General features: G+C 68.4%; 16 protein-coding genes and 3 pseudogenes. 8 read left to right on the forward strand and 11 right to left on the reverse strand.

Features of this window, described 5'->3' with window-relative positions; translation table 11 throughout:
* Window positions 1-216: 216 nt before the first annotated feature.
* The gene (locus tag CDO52_RS20785) at window positions 217-720 is read left to right on the forward strand and encodes a polyketide synthase dehydratase domain-containing protein (RefSeq protein ID WP_017620862.1); all 504 of its coding nucleotides are present in this window, start codon (window positions 217-219) and stop codon (window positions 718-720) included.
* 237 nt (window positions 721-957) lie between these two features.
* Here the strand turns inward: CDO52_RS20785 and CDO52_RS20790 are convergent.
* Window positions 958-1,833: pseudogene (locus tag CDO52_RS20790) on the reverse strand (IS5 family transposase).
* A gap of 188 nt (window positions 1,834-2,021) precedes the next feature.
* On the opposite strand from CDO52_RS20790, the gene CDO52_RS20795 reads away from it, so the two are divergent.
* The 3 genes and pseudogenes from CDO52_RS20795 to CDO52_RS28890 all read left to right on the forward strand — a co-directional run.
* A complete protein-coding gene (locus CDO52_RS20795) occupies window positions 2,022-2,849 on the forward strand; it encodes a beta-ketoacyl reductase (protein WP_198345766.1) in 828 nt (275 codons plus the stop codon).
* A 166-nt stretch (window positions 2,850-3,015) separates the two neighbouring features.
* Window positions 3,016-3,600, forward strand: a complete 585-nt coding sequence (locus tag CDO52_RS20800; RefSeq protein ID WP_083919935.1) for an NADPH-dependent FMN reductase — start codon at window positions 3,016-3,018, stop codon at window positions 3,598-3,600.
* A 279-nt stretch (window positions 3,601-3,879) separates the two neighbouring features.
* Window positions 3,880-4,215 (forward strand): annotated as a pseudogene (locus CDO52_RS28890) (substrate-binding domain-containing protein); the annotation flags it as partial.
* Between the two features lie 318 nt (window positions 4,216-4,533).
* Here the strand turns inward: CDO52_RS28890 and CDO52_RS28255 are convergent.
* The 4 genes from CDO52_RS28255 to CDO52_RS20820 all read right to left on the reverse strand — a co-directional run bounded on the left by CDO52_RS28255 (window position 4,534) and on the right by CDO52_RS20820 (window position 7,102).
* Window positions 4,534-4,926 (reverse strand): hypothetical protein, encoded by a 393-nt coding sequence (locus tag CDO52_RS28255; RefSeq protein WP_198345912.1) that lies wholly within the window; start codon window positions 4,924-4,926, stop codon window positions 4,534-4,536.
* Window positions 4,850-5,365, reverse strand: a complete 516-nt coding sequence (locus tag CDO52_RS29570) for a transposase (RefSeq protein ID WP_198345767.1) — start codon at window positions 5,363-5,365, stop codon at window positions 4,850-4,852. The genes CDO52_RS28255 and CDO52_RS29570 overlap by 77 nt, the downstream gene beginning before the upstream one ends.
* Before the next feature lie 148 nt (window positions 5,366-5,513).
* Window positions 5,514-5,990 carry a GNAT family N-acetyltransferase gene (locus CDO52_RS20815; RefSeq protein WP_026125968.1) on the reverse strand — a complete coding sequence of 159 codons (477 nt, stop codon included), beginning with the start codon at window positions 5,988-5,990 and terminating at the stop codon, window positions 5,514-5,516.
* A 152-nt stretch (window positions 5,991-6,142) separates the two neighbouring features.
* Window positions 6,143-7,102, reverse strand: a complete 960-nt coding sequence (locus CDO52_RS20820; protein WP_017619651.1) for an SDR family NAD(P)-dependent oxidoreductase — start codon at window positions 7,100-7,102, stop codon at window positions 6,143-6,145.
* 56 nt (window positions 7,103-7,158) lie between these two features.
* On the opposite strand from CDO52_RS20820, the gene CDO52_RS20825 reads away from it, so the two are divergent.
* The gene (locus tag CDO52_RS20825) at window positions 7,159-7,575 is read left to right on the forward strand and encodes a MerR family transcriptional regulator (RefSeq protein WP_017619652.1); all 417 of its coding nucleotides are present in this window, start codon (window positions 7,159-7,161) and stop codon (window positions 7,573-7,575) included.
* A 448-nt stretch (window positions 7,576-8,023) separates the two neighbouring features.
* Here CDO52_RS20825 and CDO52_RS20830 read toward each other — a convergent pair whose 3' ends face one another.
* Together CDO52_RS20830 and CDO52_RS20835 are read right to left on the reverse strand one after the other, a co-directional pair.
* Window positions 8,024-8,641 (reverse strand): hypothetical protein, encoded by a 618-nt coding sequence (locus tag CDO52_RS20830; RefSeq protein WP_152471697.1) that lies wholly within the window; start codon window positions 8,639-8,641, stop codon window positions 8,024-8,026.
* A gap of 132 nt (window positions 8,642-8,773) precedes the next feature.
* Window positions 8,774-12,535, reverse strand: coding sequence for a CHAT domain-containing protein (locus tag CDO52_RS20835; protein WP_017619654.1), 3,762 nt, complete (start codon window positions 12,533-12,535; stop codon window positions 8,774-8,776).
* A 411-nt stretch (window positions 12,536-12,946) separates the two neighbouring features.
* Between CDO52_RS20835 and CDO52_RS20840 the strand changes: the two genes are divergently transcribed.
* Window positions 12,947-14,068 (forward strand): methyltransferase domain-containing protein, encoded by a 1,122-nt coding sequence (locus CDO52_RS20840; protein ID WP_017619656.1) that lies wholly within the window; start codon window positions 12,947-12,949, stop codon window positions 14,066-14,068.
* A 1-nt stretch (window position 14,069) separates the two neighbouring features.
* A complete protein-coding gene (locus CDO52_RS29145; RefSeq protein ID WP_017619657.1) occupies window positions 14,070-14,195 on the forward strand; it encodes a hypothetical protein in 126 nt (41 codons plus the stop codon).
* Between the two features lie 136 nt (window positions 14,196-14,331).
* Here CDO52_RS29145 and CDO52_RS20845 read toward each other — a convergent pair whose 3' ends face one another.
* A complete protein-coding gene (locus CDO52_RS20845; RefSeq protein ID WP_017619658.1) occupies window positions 14,332-14,640 on the reverse strand; it encodes a YrhK family protein in 309 nt (102 codons plus the stop codon).
* Window positions 14,641-14,781: 141 nt separating this feature from the next.
* Window positions 14,782-15,048 (reverse strand): annotated as a pseudogene (locus tag CDO52_RS20850) (glycosyl hydrolase); the annotation flags it as partial.
* 643 nt (window positions 15,049-15,691) lie between these two features.
* On the opposite strand from CDO52_RS20850, the gene CDO52_RS27735 reads away from it, so the two are divergent.
* The gene (locus CDO52_RS27735) at window positions 15,692-15,838 is read left to right on the forward strand and encodes a hypothetical protein (protein WP_157745656.1); all 147 of its coding nucleotides are present in this window, start codon (window positions 15,692-15,694) and stop codon (window positions 15,836-15,838) included.
* A 56-nt stretch (window positions 15,839-15,894) separates the two neighbouring features.
* Here the strand turns inward: CDO52_RS27735 and CDO52_RS20855 are convergent, their stop codons facing one another.
* Window positions 15,895-16,461, reverse strand: coding sequence for a GNAT family N-acetyltransferase (locus CDO52_RS20855; RefSeq protein WP_017619661.1), 567 nt, complete (start codon window positions 16,459-16,461; stop codon window positions 15,895-15,897).
* A complete protein-coding gene (locus tag CDO52_RS20860; RefSeq protein ID WP_017619662.1) occupies window positions 16,462-19,464 on the reverse strand; it encodes an amidohydrolase family protein in 3,003 nt (1,000 codons plus the stop codon).
* Window positions 19,465-19,470 lie beyond the last annotated feature (6 nt).

Below are 19,470 nucleotides of genomic sequence, written 5' to 3' on the forward strand. Positions count from 1 at the left end.
GACATCGTCGGTATTCGCTCTTCGGCGTCGGGACACGGTGTATTTAACAGCAACACCCCGACCGGCTTGGCAGACCTCGAAGAAAGGACTCCAGAAAGGCAGACCGCTGATAGTCCCCCCATGCTGTGCCCCACAAGGATGACATGGTCTGCCGCCGCTTCATCTACAGTCTTCTGGAGCTCGTTTAGTACCTCCTCGTGCCACTCTCCTGGCACGGTGGCTCGCGGCGGAGAGAAACTGGTCCTCGACGACGTCGTGTGCCCCGCGGCCCCGGCCATCGAGGACGATGAACTCCACGAGGTCCAGGTGGTCCTTGACGCGGCCGAGCGCCCCCGGCTGCGCGTCCACAGCCGATCGTTGTCCGATGAGTCCGCCCCCGCCTGGACCACGCACTTTGAGGCCAGACCCCTGCCCACCGAGTGGCAGGAACCGGCCGTTGCGCCGGTTGACCGGGAACGCTTCATGGCGTCGGCGCGGAAGGAGATCGGAGGCGCGGAGTTCTACTCCTACTTCCGCGAGCTGGGCTACACGCTCGGTCCCTCGTTCCGCTGGATCGACAAGATATGGCTCGACGGCGACGAGGCCCTGGTCCGATTTGCCTCTCCGACGCCCCTGCCCGACATGGAACCGGGCTTGGAGTTCCACCCCGGACTGATCGACTCCTGTTTTCAGAGCATCGCGGGATTCATGGTCGAGGAACACGCGGTCGAGGCGCAGTAGCTGGCGATTCCGTTCTCTGTGGCGCGGCTGAGCCTCACCGGGCGGCCGCGGTTCAACGACACCGTGTACGGCCACGTCAGGGTCCGTGAGTCCAGCGGCCTCTCCCACGGCCGGCTGCGGGTTGAGTCCGCCGACCTCTGCTGGTCACCGAGGCGGGGCACGTTCTCCTGAACGCGGAGGACTTCCGGGTACGTCCCGCACCGCGTGCGGTCCTCGCGCCCTCGACCCCCGAGGGATCTAGGCAGTGTTTTTCGAACGGGTGAGGTCGCGTAGCCAGATCCGTATCGAGGCGAGCTGGACGGTCCCGTCGTAGATCGCGGCGCGCTTGTCGTACCTGGTGGCCACGGCCCGGTTCTGCTTGAGCAGGTTGATCGCCCGTTCTACAGTGTTGCGGCCGCGGTAGGCACCCCGGTCGAAAGCCGGGGCCGACCGCCCGCCGATCCCCTGCGCCTGCGATTGGCCCGCTGGTCGGCGGGCTGGGCAATGGTCGCCTTGATACCGCGCCTGCTCAGGTGGGAGCGGATCGCCGCTGAGGAGTAGGCCTTGTCCGCGAGCAGCCGGTCGGGCCTGGTCCGGGGGCGCCCGACCGAGCGGGGCAGGTGCAGGGCGACCATCAGCGGCTCGAACATGGGCGCGTCACCGCGCTGGCCGGGGCTGGTCGCGGTCACCAGCGGCCGCCTGCGCTGGTCGGCGATCAGGTGGATCTTGGTGGTCAGCCCGCCCGGGAACGTCCCAGTGCTTCCGAGCCGTCCGCTTCGTCCCGTACCGCTTCCCCTTTTTCGCGGCTCCGGCGGCGTGGGAGTGGGCGCGCACGCTGGTGGAGTCGATGCCGACCACCAGGTCTTCTCCGGTGGCGGCGTCGATGCGCAGCCGGTCGGCGATCCTTTGCCAGGTGCCGTCCAGGCACCAGCGGCGGTGGCGCCCGGCCGCGGTCTCCCAGGGGCCGTAGCGTTCGGGCAGGTCACGCCAGGGGATCCCGGTGCGGGTTCGGAACAGCACGGCGTTGATGACGCGGCGGTGGTCGGCCCATTGGCCGCCTTTGGGCGGGTTGTCGGGCATGAGCGGGGCGAGCAGGGCCCACTCGGCATCGGTGAGTTCATGACGGCCGGACACGCTCACCAAGATTGCCAGCGCGAGCCCCACTCCACCCGCCGATTCAAAAAACAGGCCCTAGGCCCATCGCCTACGGCCTCGACTGGGTCCCCGCCCACCGCCCCGTCACGACGGGCCGAGCCTCCCTCACTCTCGTGGGTCGTTACGTCGCCGCCACGCGGCTGAGGAACGAACTGACCGCCCAGGGGGTGGAGGTTCACTCGATTGACTCGCCCTCGGCAGGTACCGACGACGGGGCGTCTCCCGTCGTCGACCTACTGTGGATCGAACTGGACGCGGGGTGGAGTCCGTCGGTACTAGCCCGGGAGCTCGACCGTGCAACGGCACCCGACGTGCACGAGCCGCGCCTGCGCATCGGCGGGGATGGAGTCACGGTCCCCCGACTCGTCGAGCTGCCAAGCTCCCCGCAACACGATGAGTGGGACGGAAGCGTCCTGATCACCGGAGGCCTGACGGCGCTCTTTCACCTCGCCGGACCCCTCCGGATCGCGCCCTCGAGAGTCTCGACCACGCTGACTTCGCAGAGGTCTTCGCCGGGGAAGGCCGACGGCGCTCAGATCGTCGCGGAATCCATACACCCTGTGCGGCTGAGAACGCTGGTGTTCTTCTCCTCCGCGGCCGCGGTCCTGCGCTCGGCGGGGCAGGCGAACTACGCGGCGGCCAACGGGTTTCTCGACGGTCTGGTCCTGCGCCGCTCCCTCCACACGCTGGATCGAGCGGAATGGGCTGAGAGGCTGCTGGCCAAACTGCGGTCGCTGGTCGCCGAGGTCCTGGGAGACGCCGATGCCGTCGAGAGCGAGACAGAGTTCACCGACATGGGCGTCGACTCGATTATGGCGATCGACATGCGTACCCACGCCGAAGAGGGTTTGGGCGTAGAACTCTCGGCCACCGTGGTTCTGGATCACCCCACTCCCAAGACCCTGAGCGAGTACCTGGTCGAGTTCTTGGACGGGGACGAAGTACCAGAGAAAGCCGGGCACGGAGGTGGACTCGCCCACGAGGAGGGACGATGAGTGGGGCATTTCTCGTCGCGCGGTACCACCCCTTGTCCCCTGGTGCAGACGACCTCTCCGATCGACGAAAAATCAGGTAACGGACAGTCCGAATTGGGGCGCCATTCGATCACCATAAGAGTACGATGAGGACGGAATTGGTATGTCGGAGTAATGTGGAGTTTCGATGGCACAGTGGACCGTGTTGGGAATTTGTGGGAGCCTGCGGCAAGGGTCGTATAATGCTGAGCTATTGCGTCTTGCGGCTGAGCTCTGCCCAGAGGTATCGATCGTTGGCCGTCAAGCAGCTGGCCGTCTTCCCCTTTTCAATCCCGATATTGAGGATGAGGAAGTGATTCCGGAGCCAGCGAGAGAGTTTCGGTCGCTTGCTGATGTCTCCGACGGGGTCATCATCGCCTCACCCGAGTACGCTCACGGTCCTTCCGGTGTCGTCAAGAACGCCATGGACTGGTTGGTAGGTTCGGGTGGCCTCGCAGGGAAGCCGACGCTTCTCATGAGCGCGTCTCCCGGGCAGGCTGGCGGTATGCGCGGTCATCTGCCATTGATACCGACGTTAACGCTGATGGGTGCGGTTCCCGTCGATTCGGTGACGGTGTCCGGGGCACCCGCTCTGGTCGACGACCACGGTGAGTTCCATGATCCGGCGGTGCGCGAACGAATGAGGCTGGCCATGGAGGCCTTCTCCAGGGCACTGTCCTACTCCCGACAGAAGTCGGAGAACCTCCGATTGGTTGACTCCCCGACACGCTAATACGGATTTCTCTCCTTTCCAGCCCAGCTGGCCTGGTCACGGTTCTGCCGTGGTCATCCCGACCTTCGACATGACCATTGTCGCCTCAGAGGAGGAGCAGGAGCGGGCGAGTCAGTACCTGACCAGGGTCCACGTCGACGGAGTGCTACTCGTCTCCGAGCACCGAGACGATCCGCTGCCGGAACGGCTGGCCGAGTCAGGGGTGCCGTACGTGCACGGCGGCCCCCGCTGGGCCTGGCACGGGAGCATGTCAGCTACGTCGACATCGGCGGCGGGTACATGGCGACACGGCACCTGCTGGCGGGTAGCCGACACAGCCATCGCGACGATCAGCGGGCCGCAGGACATAATGGCCGGTGTGGAGCGGCTGCGCTGCTATGGGGTGGCGCTGCGCGAGGCAGGCCAACAGTCGACACCGGCGCGGATCGCGGCCGGAGACTTCAGTTGCGAGGGGGCGCGCGGGCCATGCACGAACTGCTGCGCACGGTCCCCGACCTGGACGCGGTTTTCGTCGCCTCGGACCTGATGGCGGTGGCGGCGCTGCGCGTACTGCGTGAGGCCGGTCGCGCCGCCCCCGACGATGTGGCCGTCGTCGGCTACGACGACATCCCCCTCGCGCTGCACACGGATCCGCCACTGACCACACTGCATCAGCCCGCCGAGCGGATGGGGTCAGGAGATGGCGCGGCTGCTCGCCGGCCGGATCTCAGGAAGCCGCAGCGGCCACTCCGAGGACAACGCTCCGGAGACGGCCACGCGCATGCTCGACACCCACCTGGTTATGCGGGCCACCGCCTGAGCCACGCCGACACGCCAAGAGGTGCGAAGACAAGCGCGGCACGGCTCTCCTCGCTCTCCTTGGCTTCGCCGAGAGGGCGTGAGTCGGGTAGTCGGCCGCAGAACGTCACCGAGTGCGTCGGCTCTGTTCGCTCCTCATCCCAGAATGCGGGTGTCTAACGGCCAGGGGCCAATGGCAGCCCATCCCGGGGGCACGGGGGGCTGTACCGAGACGCCGACCCGCTCACCTCCGACGAACCCACCTCCGCCCTCGATGCCCGCGCCGAACACCAGTTCCTCGAAACCCTGCGCGCCCGCACTCAGGGGCGAACGGTCGTGCTGATCACCCACCGGCTGGCCTAGGTGCGCATGGCGGACCGCATCATCGTGCTCGAGATGCGCCGCATCCGCGAGACCGGTACCCACGACGAACTCCTGCGGGCGGACCGTCGGTACGCCGAGTTCTACCGAATCAGAACCTCCGCCTACCACGGGCAGGTCCTTGAGCAGATGGGCGATGCGGGGTACGTCGTATCCGGCGTCCAGCACCGCCAGGACCGCCGGATCGCCCTGCTTTCACTGGCCTGCGGCGGCGAGCCGCTCGACGACCTGGCGAACCTGGACCGTAGTCACCGCAGCAACATTGGCACCTGGCTGCAGGCGGACTGCGTCCAGCACCGCGGTCCACGACGTGCGGCCGGTCTCCAGTGCCGCCACGATCGAGTACGGCCAGCCCGGGACCATCTGGTGCTTGCCCTCGCCCCCGCCAAAGGTAGGGCAGAAAGGACCGGTCAGAGCAGGCGTTGGCGTCCAGCCACAGCCACGGCGAGACGTCCGCGGCCAACACGATTCGACCATCCGCTGTCCCTGGCAGCGGCGTCCCTGTCAGCGCACGACGCAGCCGGGACACCTCGATCCGTCCCTGGTTGAGGCCACTGTAGAGAGCTTCGTGCCCTCGGAGGTGCTCCGGCGCGAGCGCGAGGTCCACCAGCGTCCTGCCCGGACCTCCGTGCCGAGGAGCCCATCCGTCAGCTCGAACAGCGCGCCCTGGCGACCCCGAGGCATGCCTACAAGTCCGCCCGGGACTGCGACAACGCCGCCAGTGACGCGCCCCGGGGCATCGGTGCGCACACGTCTCACGCCGAGCGGTCCCGCCCCACGTCGAACTGGAGCAGGCGCGGCGAGGACTCGAACCCGTGGCGGGAGTAGGCCGGGACCGCCCGGCCGCTGGAGTGCACCGTCACCCGCTCAAGGCCCAGATCACGCGCCCGCGACAGGACCGCGTTGATCAGTTCGCCGCCCAGGCCGCGGTCACGCTCGCCCGGCACCACATACACACACTGCACGTCGCCCGACATCCGCTCGAACGCACGCGGATGCGGCACACGCTGCGTGATCGCCAACCAGGCCATGCCGATGACCGCGTCGCCTCGGACCATCACCATGCACCGGTGTGAGGACGCGTTCTCCCCGGCCCATGCCACGAACCGGGGTACGAACTCCTCCAGCGCGGTGTCGGGCGTTCCATAGATCTCCCGCACCCAACGCCAGCGAAGCTCAGCCACGGCTGCCAACTCGCTGGGCCGGGCAGGGCGGATCGCGATATCGTTCACGGCCTCATCTTGGCGCAGAAGCGCGGGCACAAGGGACCCTTGAGCCGCTTTAGCCGCTCCCGCACCACCAGGACTCTGGACGTGACACCGGACTGCACGGCAGTCAGGGCCCCACTTCCTTGCACGACAAGCTAAGAGGGGCCCAGTGCGCCTCAGTCGACGAATGCGTTCACACCGGTCAACTCAGCGGACAGCGCCCACAACCGGGCGGCGTGTTCCGGATTGATCGCGTAGGAGCGCACACCGGACTCCGACGGCCCGTCATCTGGGGCGGGCTCGGCGATGTCGCAGTCCTCGCAGTACACGCCACCCATGCCGTCGAGCTGGGAAGATGTCACCGTCCACACCTGCGTGGCCGCGCCCTGCTCCGGCGTCTTGAATGCGGAATGCACCGGATTGCGGTCCTCGTCGATCCACCCTGCGTCGACCATCTCCTCCGTGGCCAAGTGGCGTTGCAACGGAGTCAGAATGCCACCGGGGTGCAGCGAAAACGTTCGCACTCCCTGGTCACGGCCCAGAGCGTCGAGATGGACGGCGAACAGCACATTCGCCGTCTTCGACTGCCCGTAAGCCGCCCACTTCTCATACCCGTCCGAGAATCGCCAGTCGTCCCAGCGTACGGGCGAGAAGTGATGTGCCACCGACGACACCGCCACGACGCGCGCGCCCGGCTGAATCGCCGACCACAGCCGGTTGACGAGCGCGTAATGGCCGAGGTGGTTGGTGGCGAACTGCAATTCCCACCCGGGCCCGACTCGGGTCTCGGGGCAGGCCATGATCCCGGCGTTGTTGATGAGGATGTCGATGCCGCGCCCGGAAGCAAGGAAGCGCTCGGCGAAGCCGCGGACGCTGTCGAGGTCGGCGAGGTCGAGCTCGTCAACCTCGACACCACTGATCCCCTCCAGGGCCTCCCTTGCCGGGGCGACCCTGCGCGCCGGAACCACGACCCGGGCTCCGGCCTTGGCCAACGCCCGCGTCGTCTCCAGGCCGAGCCCCGAGTAGCCGCCGGTCACAACGGCCGTCTTCCCCGTCAGGTCGATCCCCCGCAGAACCTCATCCGCGCTGCTTCGCGCCCCGAAACCGGAGCCGATCTTGTGCTGAGGTGTAGTCATGGCGTGAACGCTAGAAGCTAGAGCACGCTCTAGGTCAAGCGCATAGCCTTGGAGCCATGACCGACACCGCGCAGGAATTGACCATCGGCCAAGCAGCCGAGCGGACCGCCCTGAGCGTCCACACCCTCCGCCTCTACGAACGCGAGGGCCTCCTCCTCGACCCCGTCCGGCGGCGCGCGAACGGCCACCGCGCCTACACCGAGCAGGATCTGGAGTGGCTGGCCCTCATCACAAGGTTCCGCGCGTCGGGCATGCCCCTGTCCACGATCCGCCGCTACGCCGACCTCGTCCGCCAGGGCCCTGGCAACGAACGCCAACGGCTGGAACTGCTACAGGAACACCAGACCCACGTCACCGCCCAGATGAGGGAACTCCGCGAGTGCCTCGAACTGATCGGCTTCAAGGTCGAGACCTACCGAACCCAACTGGCCAGTGACTCACCCCGGGACCCCTTCCTGACCCGCACCCCGTGATCTCCCAGCCCATCCCGCGCCGGATGGGGCGCCCCAGCGATGTACTCTCCGAGGCAATCGCACAAGGTCGAGCACGCGCTCAAAATGCGAGGGCGCCCGGGAAAAGCTGTCCGTTCCCAACCATCAGAGGCATCAGGGAACGATCACGGTGCGGTCGCGCTCGAGCCTGACCAGCCCAGTACGCAGTCCGTTCCAGCCGTATCCGTGACCGTTGTATCGCATGCTCCCAAACGACCACCGGAGGTTTCCGGCGCAGAAGGTACCGAGCGCCTCGGTGTAGGCCCGCAGGTTTCATGGGAATCGCCCTCGAATTGCCTCTGTCGGCTCCGATGCCGGCGGGCTGCCATGGCCAATGCCACCGGGCAGGCCCACCCGTCGCGTTCGATACGTCTAGGGCCGGTGGGGAGCCAGGCCAGCCGCTCGGCAGTCAGTTCCGGCCTGGGCAACCCTATGGGTCGGGCTTGGGATCGGAGGGCAGCAGCCACTGTGGATAACGCCCCAACGCATTCGCGGCCAGCCAAACCAGCTCGATGGCCAGTGCAAGCGCCGCAAGTGTGGCAGCGGCGACGCGCGGCCAGTTCAGGCTGTCCGGGATACAGATCAGCACGATCCCGGCCAGGAACGCCACCAGCCCGACCCGGTAGGTCAGGCGGGCTCGGTAGACGTAGCGGACCTCCAGCTCGGCGTCCATCGCCTGCACCCGCTCCACACGGGCCATCAGCTCCGCATCACTGGAAGCCGAGGGGAACCACATCAGCCGTTCCTCAGGGGTGGCCGCATACCCCAGCCCGGCCGCGGTGAACTGCACGCAGAACACGAACCCGACCGCGGCTGCCACGAAGGCGATCAGCGCCCAGTCCACCAACACCGGCGGCGCCTCGGCGGTGACCAGCGCCGCGGTCGCGGCTAGGCTGAAGCCGCCCAGCAGTGGGGCGGCGATCGTGCCCATCGCCCGGATCGACTCGGTGCGGCCGTGCGGCAGCGGCACCCGCCACCGCGGCACCACCGGAACAGACGGCCGCGCGGAGGCCACGGCGTGCCGCCGCCGTCGGCGCAGGAATCTCATCAGCGGGGCCGGGCCGGGCACTCGGGCCGGTGGGCCGGCGGCTTCTCCTGGCAGTAGGGGCAGCGGGAGGGGTACGGGGGGTCCCCACGGCGGTTCGGCGGCCCGGGGGGCGGTGGCCTGGTCATGGCGGGCTCACTCCTGTTCGTCGGCGAGGCGCTGGGCGGCGTCACGGGCAGTCGCGACGATCCCCTCCAGGACGTCTTCGGCCTGCTGGCGTGGAGCGAGGGAGGCCACCACGGCGCCGAATCGCACCCCCTCGACCTGCTCCACCGCGGCCCGGACCTGGTCCAGGGTGGTGGGGGCAGGCGTGTCGCCCAACAGGTGCAGATCCAACGCCGCGTTGCCGAGACCCGCTGGGTCGGGGCAGCCGATGGTCAGGGCCGAGAGGAGGGCGGCGGCCAGGTGGTGGGCCAGCCCCCCGGCCACATCACCACCGCGTCCCAGGTAGCTGCCGAGGTTGTTGTGGCTGACACCGACCGTGCGGGGGTCGGGAGGCCGGGGGCGGTATTTGTAGCGCAGCGCGTTGTGCTCCAGCGCCGCGGCCCGCTCCCCCCGGCCCCGCTCGTGTTCCAGGTCGGCCAGGGCGGTGAAGACGTCGCCGAGGTCGTCCCAGGCCTGGTGGCGCTTGTAGACGGTGCGGCAGGCATCCAGCAGGGTTTCGGCCTCCGCCAGGCGGCCGAGGCGCAGCAGGGGACCGTAGTTGTTGAACCGGGTGCGGGTGGCCTCCAATTCGTGGGCGCCGCGCTGTTCCTTCGAGCGCTGGATGCGGGCGGTCAGGTCCAGGCACCCCTGCCAACGTCCCAGTCCCAGCGCGGCAGAGCACGCGGTGTCAAGGAGGGCTTCGCGGACCCTCCACTCCTCGATGGTCTCGGTGGCGGGGTCGGCGGCGGGCAGGTCATCGGCCTCTGCCAGCAGGCGGTAGGCCTCACCCAGCACCCGCTCGTGCTCGCCCTTCCGGTTGAGGATCTGCAACCGCTGCCCTTGGTCGGCCAGGCGGGTCCAGGGGCCCCGGCCCGCCCGCTCGGTGTGGGTGGCCTCCTGCTCGGCCATCTCCAGCGCCTCGTCCAGACGCCCGCCCGCCTGGTAGCGGTCGGCCAGGTAACCGGCGACCGACCCGGCCTTTTCGTGGTCGCCGGAGGCGGTGAGTCGGTGCAGCAGCGCCGCCATCCGCTGCTCGCCCACCTGCGTGTCCACCCCCACCAGCACCCGGGCCAGCAGGAACTCGGCTTTGTCCTCGTGGTCGGTACCGCGGGCCTGGTACGCCGCAGCACGCAGCACGGGCAGCAACGCACCGCGGGTGGCCGCCGAGGCATCACGGACCAGGACCTCCTCGATCAGGGCCAGGGCGACGTCGAGGTGGCCGGTGCGTCGCAGGTAGGGCAGGGCTCGGCGGGCCGCGACGAGCAGCAGCGGCCCCGCCCCGTGCTTGGTCTCGCTGTCCAGCGCGTGCCGTGCGATCGTGGTCTGGTAGGCGGCCAGTGCGCGATCGACAGCCTCACGCACACCCGGCGGAGCCCCATGGGCCAGGGTCGCGCCCACCTCTGGGTGCACCAACACCCGCACCGCCTCCCCCTTGATGGGCTGGGTGAAGGACAGCGCCCGGGCCTCCAGAGAGGCCAGCAGCATCCGCCACTCGGGCACTGGGCCCTCGTGGCCCAACCGCTGCCAGACACCCGCCCATGTGTCATCCAGCACCTGTGAGTGGCGGTCATCTTCTTCCAGGCAGGCCAGCACCTCGGCCAGCAGCCGCTCCGCCTCCTCGGCCCCGGCCAGCGCCCGGTGGGTCCAGGTGTGCAGCACCGCCGTGTACGCCCCGGCTTGGGCGACAGGCTCTCCTCCAGACAGGTAATCGGCGCTGTCGAGCCCGCGCTCACCCCACTCGCGCTCGTGGTCGGTGAGGAAGGCCTCCAGCTCCTCCCAGCTGGTGGCGTGGCTGTCGGCGAACTCGATCAGCTTGGGGTGACCCTGGGTGGCGGCCAGCATACGGCGCACCAGCTGCCCGTCATCAGTCGTGGGGTCGCGGTCGTGGGCCTCCATCAGAGCCCGCAGGCGGGGCTGTTCGCGGGCCAGTAGCACCGCCTCGTCCGCCGGAAGGGCATGCACCGGTTCGACGCCCACGTGGGGAGGAAGGTCAGCTGGCCGGAACCGGCTGGTCAGCAGGACACGGGAGTGGCCCTGGTGGTCCACAACAGCGTTGAGGAACAGCCCCCAGCGGGGGTCTCTCCAGTTCCCGGCGTCGGTGAGCAGGGGTTCAAGGTTGTCGATGACCAGCAGGATGCGCTCATGGCGCATCCAGGCGGTGAGCTCTGGGAGGAAGGCACGCAGCTGCTGGATGTCGTGGAGCCGGTGGACCAACTGGAGTCCAGGGATCTTCCGTTCCATCTCGCCGACCAGGTTGTCCAGCGCACCGTAGAGATCTCCCTTGCCTTCCTCGGGCACCTGGAACCACACCACATGGGAGAAGTCGTCGCGACGCTGCCAGAGCAGTTCGGTCGCGATCGCGGTCTTGCCCGCCCCGGCCATGCCGAAGAACAGCACTCCCGGCACGCGGCTGTCATAGTGCAGCACTCGATGAATACGCGCCATGACCCTGACCCGTCCGACGAAGTGCTCGTGGGGCGGGGGGAGGTCGGAGCCCTGGAGATGCCCCTCCCGCCTTCTCTCAGCGTTCTCGGAGGTGGCCGGTCGGGCCGCAGGCGCGGCTACCCGCAACCCAGCTGCCCCTGCCCCGATCAGGACGGGGGTGATCGAGCTGATCGCCGGGACAGCGGGGGTCGGCGTCTCGAGGTTCGTTTGGGAGACGGTGTGGGCCAGCGCCCGGCCCAGCAGGTTCTCCTTCCCCAGCAACTGTTCGTACAGGCGGTTACCGAAGGCGATGGCGTAGTCGTCAGTGACCGGGTAGCGCATCCCCACTACCGCGCAGCCCAGTTCCTGCGCCAGAAGAGGGGCAAGCGCTGATATCGCCCCCTCCTCCTCACTCCCGATATCGCTGTTCGGCGCGCCCGGGTCGCGACGAGCCGGTCCAAGGCCCAACAACCGGACCTGCTCCTCGTATGTGGCGTCGGCCGAAGAGCACGATGAGACCACGGCCAGCCGGGTGCGGCGCGCCAGCGGCGCCAAGAGTTCTGCCAGCTCCTCGGCTGAGACGGCATGCGGCGTACCGTCCTCTTTCTCCAGAAGAAACGCGCCCTGTTGGCCATGGCCCGACAGGTGCAGCACGTCCCACCCGTATCCGTCCTGGACCACCTCTCGCAGGGCGCTCGTGGTGGCGCCGTACTGGACCACGCGCAGCTCGATTGCCTTGCGCTGGGTCCTGGCGATGCCGTCGATCAGGCGCTCCAAGGCCCGGCGCTCCTTGCGCAGGTTCAGCGCGCTCCCTCCCTCGGGCAGGCTGAACAGCGCCAGTACCCGCAAGGAGTCCCCCACCGGATCCTTCTCGTCCTCCCCAATGGCGAGGGCCTCATCTGGTGGGCGGACATCCAGTACCAGCACCACGCCGCAGCGGGACAGCGCCCGACCGCTCTTGAGGACGGCCGCTCCCAGCGGCCGGTAGGCGAGGATCCGTGCCTCCCAGGGGATCTCCACCCGCACTACCGCGCCACCCCGCAGGCGCCCCAGCTGCGTCAGGATCTTCGACCCGTAGATCTCCGCGGCGACCCATTCGCCCAGCTCAGCGACAATCTTCTGCTCTTGCTGCAAGCGGACGTCGGGGGCTGTGTAGGTCTGCAGGTAGCCGTACAGGTCGGTGAACGCTGCGAACTGCCATGACCCCGCATCCAGCCACACCGCTTTGTCGGCCAGCGGTCTGCGGCGCGGCGTGGACAACGTCCAATGCCACCCCATCCCCCGGGCATCGGAGACGAACTCGGTGACCGTCAGAACCCGGTCCTCCACCCGCACAGCCCTCCACCCGTAATCGAGCGGTGATCAGCCCCGCACACGATCCAGGTATTTCAGGCTAGAGACGACATCGCCGCCAGACGCGGGATTTCCGAAATCACGCGTAAACGGACCTGCCCGGCGCACCCGGGCACGTGTGTTCAGGGGGGCGGCGTGAAGGCTGAACGCTCGGTCGCCACCCGTTGGCGGGTGACGCAGGTGGCCACGTGGTCGTTGATCAGAGCCATGGCCTGCATGAACGCGAATGCGGCGTTCGATGCCGTCGGCCAGTGCGGAGCCCGCCATTAAGCACCCACTCCCCCAGGTGGACATCGCCCCCGCTGGCCATCCCACGTCTGTCAATAAGAGTGGCCGTTCCCGGCCGGTCTTGCTGACCCTGCAGGACCTGATGGTTACCGTCACTTCATGGATAGTGATCCCCCCGGCCCCGACGACCTCGCCGCGCTCGCCGACGCGGACTGGGGCACCGCCCTCCGTGCTGCACCCCGCCACCTCTTCGTCCCCGACCGAGCGTGGACCGCGAAGCACGCCCTCATCGACCGCGCCGCGGACCCTGGCACCTGGTCGAAGGCAGTCGGCAGGGACCTGCCCGTGGTGACCCAGATCGACGATGGTGCAACTGAACTCACCGACCAGTCGCCGTGGATGACCACCAATCACACGAGCTCGTGTTCGGCGCCGAGCATGGTCTTCGACTTCTTGCGGCTCCTCGACCCCTGCCCGGGGGATCGCGTCCTGGAGATCGGGACCGGCACAGGCTGGACCGCCGCGTTGCTCTCAGCACGTCTTGGGGCGGGCAGAGTCACGACGTTGGAGGTGGACGAGGCGGTCGCCAAGCAGGCAGCGGCGAACCTGGAGCGGGCGGGGTTCGCACCGAAGGTCGTGGTCGGTGACGGCTCCGACGGCTGGGCGCAGGGGGCGCCCTACGACCGGGTGCACGCCACGTGCGGGGTGCGGGAGGTCCCCTATGCGTGGGTAGAGCAGACCCGCCCTGGCGGGGTGATCGTACTCCCATGGATGCACGGGGTTCTGGGCGGTGGGCATAAGGCCGTGCTCACGGTGACCGACGGCGTGGCGGTGGGCCGGTTTCGGGGGGACTGTGCCTACATGATGCTGCGCGGCCAGCGGGAGCCTCAACGGCCGATCGATGAAGAAGCCCGCACAGCGCACCCAAGCATCGACCCGCGACGGATCGCTTCGGCCGACCGGGGGCTGTCGTTGTGGCTGGCCGGTGCTCTGCCTGGTGTCGGTGTCAGCAGCGGGAACCAGCGTCTGGATAGGTCGTTCCGAATGGTGGCGTGGGACCAGCTGGGCGACTCCCACGCCCGCCTCGACTACTGGCCGGAGGACCGCCGTGGTGAAGTCACCCTACGCGGCCCCCGCGACCTGTGGAACGAAGTCGAGGCGGCCTATGCACGCTGGGCCGGTGCGGGCGCACCGGAGGCCGACCGGTTCGGGCTGATCGTGGGTGCTGGTGGCCAGCGGGTGTGGGTTGACCGCCCCGAGTTCGTAGTGGAAGGAGTCTGAGGTGGGCAAGCACGGCAAAGAGCAGGAGTGCTCCCTGTGCAAGGGGTCGGGCGAGACTGAGGTGTGGAACGACGGGACGAAGGAGGTCCGGCCCTGCGTGGGCTGCGGGGGCACGGGGAAGGTGTGACCGGGCGCATTCCTGCCGTGGGGTGCGCCAGCAGCAGCTATTCGCCGTCCTGGCGACCCATGCCGACCGGGCTAGGAGCGTCGGGGCGCCGAGTGTCGCCCCGTGGGGAGACCCAGCCCGTGCAGACGAGGGGATCTCAGAAATCCTGAGAGGACTCGCGTGGGGCGTTTCCCGGTCGGAGGGCAGTGGCCCGCACGCGCTGGATATGAACCAGGCGGCCGAGTCGGATCAGCGGCCGGAGCAAGAGTTCGACGCTGCCGGCAAGGAAGCACCACGTTCCGAAGGTCGTCCAGGCGGTGGAAAAGAACATGATGCTTCCGGTGATGAACCACAGCGCGATGAGGACGTCGTTGACGATGCTCACCGCCTCGTAGCGCCGCCGGATGACCAGCTCGTCCGGGCCAATATGCACGACCAGCGGTTTGTCGGGTCCCGAATCCGGCATCAGCCCTCCCGGCGACCGAGCGGCTGGGGCGCGGCGCCCCAGCCGACCACTCTAGTAAACTCAGTCACTCACTGTAGTCATTCGAGTTCACAGAAGCCGCAGATCAGGGTCGAAAGCGATTCAGCAAACCTCCATCAGCGGTCACTCGGTAGCCGGTTCGCCCAGTCGCACGGTCAGAGTGGTCCCGTCAGAGAAGGTGACGGTGATCGGTGACGCCCCGGGGTTAAACGCCGCGTAGGCACGTGCGCCGCTGTCCTCGAACACCGCGTAGTGGGCGGTGTCGGCGGTGACAGAGGTGTCGACGCGGCCCAGCTCGGCGAGCGCCGTGAGCCACTGGTAGGTGTGCGCCTTCGACGACCCCGCCTCAGGTTCGTAACTCTGCCACTGCCCCTCGAAAGCACCCAGCGCGCTGGCTACCCCACGACAGAGGGCCAGCGCAGTGAATCCACGGCAAACGTCGACCCCATGCGGATCAGCCGGGCCGACTTCGGCTTGGGAATGGCGGTGGCGGGGCTGATGCCAGGCATTCACGTCAATGGGTTGGGAGACGGCGGGGACCGGCTGGGGCTCCGGCAACCCGACACCGGTTCCTACGCGTTGGCGGTCCCGGCTGGAGGCACCGTGAAAGCCGAGGTTGCAGAGCATGGCCCGCGTTCGCTGTGGACGGAGCTGGAGGCCGCGTACCTGGCGTGGGTGGGGTGGGGCTCTCCAGGTCTGGAACGGTTCGGTGTGGCTGTGACGCCGGACGGTCAGTTCGTGTGGCTGGACCGCCCAGACAACCCGATCAGGAAGGTGTAACCAGCGTGGGGAAGCACGGCGGGGTCGACTGCTCGATGTGCGGCGGGAGCGGCCGAATCACGATCACGAACGATGGCACACAGGAAGAACGGCCGTGCCCCGGTTCTAGGGGCACCGGGAAGGTGTAGGCATCGCCACCGCGAGCGCGATCGCCCTCATCTGCGCCTTCTACGGGCTGAATCGACGGGGATTGATGAGGGCTATCAGGTCCTCGCCGCTGAAACGCACTTCTTCAAGAGTCCTGTGAAAAGTCGTGCGGGGCGTTCCCCGCGAAGCGGGAGGATGGCGCGGCTGCGCACCGACCGCATCTCGCGACCCCGGCGGCTACCTCTCGGATGATGGTCCGGAGGCGGCCGCCGCGGTCCTCGACATCTACCTACCCGTGCGGGAGACCACCTGAGTCACGGCCGATCCCCCAATCCGTGCCCGTGACGGCAGCGGTCTGGCCGCGGAGGTCTATCGGGTGGCCCAACGGCTGTCGCGCCATTCGGAGGCGAGCATGGCGTAGTGGAGCTCGCCGCCCCACTCACCCTTGAAGATCTCTGACTCGATGAAGTGGGCCTCCTTGCGCATGCCGAGTCGCTCCATGAGGTGGGCCGACCCGGTGTTGCGGGGGTCGCAGCGGCCGATGATGCGGTGCAGCTTCAGCTCCTCGAAGCCAAGGCGGAGCATCTCGACCGCGGCCTCGGAGGCGTACCCCTTCCCGTGGTACTCGGGGTGGAGGACGTAGCCGAACTCGCCCTGCTGGTTCGTCTCGCTGAGCCAGATCAGCAAGGTGTAGCCGATGGCCTTGCCGTCGAGCACGACGGCGAGCATGAGGGTGTCGCCTTCGGCGCGGAGAGCGGTCTGTTTCTGCCGTACTCCCAGTTCCTCGGCGTTGTTCTCGCGGGTGCGCGGCTCGTTGAACAGGTAGCGGGCCACGTCGGGGCGCGACTCGAACTCGAACATGTCCGCTTCGTCATGTTCGGTGAACGGCCGGAGGACCAGGCGCTCGGTCGCGATCGGGGAGCTGATCTCGATCATCTATTTTCCTTTCTGGATTCGGCAGCAGCCGTGCAAGCGGGGAGCGGGCGTGGACGCTCCCCGCGGGGTGGTCAGGTCCTCGAATGGGGCCAGGAGCTCTGGTATCCGGTAGGACCTTCCGTCAACGAAGACGCGCTCGATCCGTGCGGCGTCGTTGATGTCGTTGAGCGGGTCGCCGTCGATGGCAAGCAGGTCCGCCCGGGCGCCTGGCCGGACGACGCCCAGGTCGGAGGCGCCCAGGCAGCGGGCCGCGTTGGTCGTGGCTGTCTGCAGGGCTTCGCGGGGGCTGAACCCGTACTTCACCATCGCGCGGAGATTCTGGTGGATGCCGACCCCGACGTCGTCGAGCGGGGCGTCGGTTCCGGCCACGACGGTTCCGCCCGCTTTGTGCACGCGGAGCAGGAGGTCGACGTCGCCCTCGGTCCACGCCTTGTTGATCTCGTTGTCCGGGGCCTCTCGGACCTTCTCCAGCAGGCGTTCGTACTCCCACCACGGGAAGAGGACCTTCGTGCGCCGGTCCTCGATGAGGTCCGGCGTCTCCAGGAACATCTCGTGGGCGAAAAGCAGGGTGGACGAGACCCACATGTGCGATTCGCTGAGGAGCTGGATGGTGTCGTCGGCGGTTCTCCCTCCGGCGGCGCTGAGGGTTCGGGAGTAGCCGAGCCGATTGCCTCCCCCTGTGTGCTCCATGCCGTTGAGGCCGGTCGCCACCGCGGGATACAGGTAGTGCGAGACCACAGGGATACCCGCCCGGCGCAGGTGGCGGACGAGAGTGCGTTCGAGAGCAACGGGGAGCCGCTGGTAGGACTTGACCACGTTGTAGTCGAGCCCGATGATCCGCTGCAGCTCACGCAGGAGCTGCTCCTCGGATGTCACGCAGCGCATGAATCCGAAGTAGCAACGGGAGCCGTCCAGCGGTTCTCCCGAGCCGAGGAAGCGGGGGCCCACCCGGGCACCGGAGTGGATCGCCTCGCGCGTCTCCAGCATGTGGTAAGCGGGATCGCCGGTGGACCGGCTGGTGGTGACGCCGTAGGCGAGCCAGAGGGGTCCCTGGCGGCTACCCCACTGGCGCCCCCGGAAGTGCCAGTGGTTGTGGACGTCGATGAGCCCCGGGATGACCGTCGTGGCCTCCACCGAGGGGGTGTTCTCTGGGCGCGCGTCCTCAACGGCGGTGATAACGCCGTCCTCGACGGTGATGTCGACGTCGTTCCGGTAGCCGTCGGACCGGCCGTCCCAGAGGGCGCCCGCCCGGATGACCTTCCTCGGCGGCGGGTCGGGCATCGTGCACGTGATGGGCGGAACGTACTGGCGGTCTCCGAGGAGGACCAGCTTGCCGAGGGAGAGGAACAGGACGTTCCCTTCGGCGGACACCGAGACAGAATCGGCGACCATGGGCGACAGGGCGACGGGCGCGCCGGTGACAGTCCCATCGGAGGCGACGGGTACACGGTGGACGAGGCTCTCGATGACGGCGAGCATCGACGCGCCGTCGGGCGACCACACAGGGCCGTCGTCACCGCGGGTGGCGATCGAGCGGTGCGGGGCAACAGGCTGTGTGGTGGCCTTCCCCGTCTCGGTGTCGACGACCATGATGTGGTTGTGTCCGGCGGTGTCCCGTTCGGACGCGGCTTCGACAACGGCCATGGCTACGCGTCGACCGTCCGGCGACCAGGAGGGCTTGCCCGGGAAGTAGGTGGCCTCCGCGATCTGTCGGGTCTTCCCGGAAGCGACGTCGAGCACGTGGGTGGCACCCGACTCGTCCTGGAACGCGATCCGGTCGCCGGTGGGGGCGACGCTCGGCACCATCGCGCCATTCGGCAGGTCGGTGAGGCGCTCGTCGCCGCCGCCGAAGGTGTGCCGCCACAGGTTGGGGACGCCGCTCCGGTCGCTGGAGTAGACGATCGAACGCCCGTCGGGGAACCACGCGGGATCGGAGCTGAAGTACCCGTCGTCGACGATCTTCTCGGCCTTCCCACCGAGCCGGAGGAGCCAGAGGGCGCCCATCGCGCGGAAGCAGACCGAGGAGGCGTCCGGAGAGAGCGCCGGGCCCGCGACTCCCCGCACGGTCGACTCCTTGGGCGGGGCGAGCGGGGTGCGGATCCGCGGCGGCCGCCCCGGCGGGGCGAGCGCGACGCTGAACGGGATCGCCTGGAGCCCGGAGCCGTCGATGGCGCGCCGACGTATCTCGCCGTCGGCGCCGTAGGCCAGTTCCTTCCGCGAGATCCACGCGGGTGGGAGCTGCGCCGGCTCCTCATCCCGCCCGGTGAGGGCCCTCCCGTCGAGGTAGAGAGTGGCACGGGGGCCGTCGACCAGGATGTAGGCGAGTTCTCCGCCGGGCCCGTAGGAGGTTCCGCGGAACCACTGCCCCTCCGGTGCCGTGTGCAGGACCTTCCGTCGGCCGCTCGGCAGGTGCAGCGTCTCGATGGTGCCCTCCCCGGCCACGTAGGCGATCCTGTCGCCGTCGGGGTGCCAGGTGGGCGCGTGGTAGGAGCGGTCGTCATCGGCGCCGACCAGTGATCGGGGGCAGCCGCTGTCCAGGTGGAGCAGCCAGACGGCGCTGCGACCACCGGTGTCCGAGACGTGGACCAGGCGTCGTCCGTCGGGGGACACGCTCGGGTCGAGGTCGTACTGCGGGCCGCTGGTGAGCCGCTCGACCTTCCTGGACGACAGGTCTACGGCGCAGATGTCGTACGCACCGTCGCGGAACGACTGGAAGGCGACCCGCTTGCCGTCGGGGAAGAAGGAAGGCCAGGTCGCGTCCTCCGCGTCGTCCGTGAGTCGCCGGGCCGAGCCGCCGGCGACCGGGAGCAGCCACAGGCTGTTGACCGCGTCGAAGACGATGCGCCCGATGCCGCCGTGATGGGACAGGGCGATGTTGGTGGCCTGGCGGACGACCATTGCGGAGTCGTCCGCCAAAGCGAGCGGCGGGTCACGCCGATCCAGCGCGACCGCGCCGCCGAGCACAACGCCGCCCCTGAACAGGGTGCGTCGTGACAGTGTCATGGGGTC

The sequence above is a fragment of the Nocardiopsis gilva YIM 90087 genome (genome assembly GCF_002263495.1).
Classification (GTDB): Bacteria; Actinomycetota; Actinomycetes; order Streptosporangiales; family Streptosporangiaceae; genus Nocardiopsis_C; species Nocardiopsis_C gilva.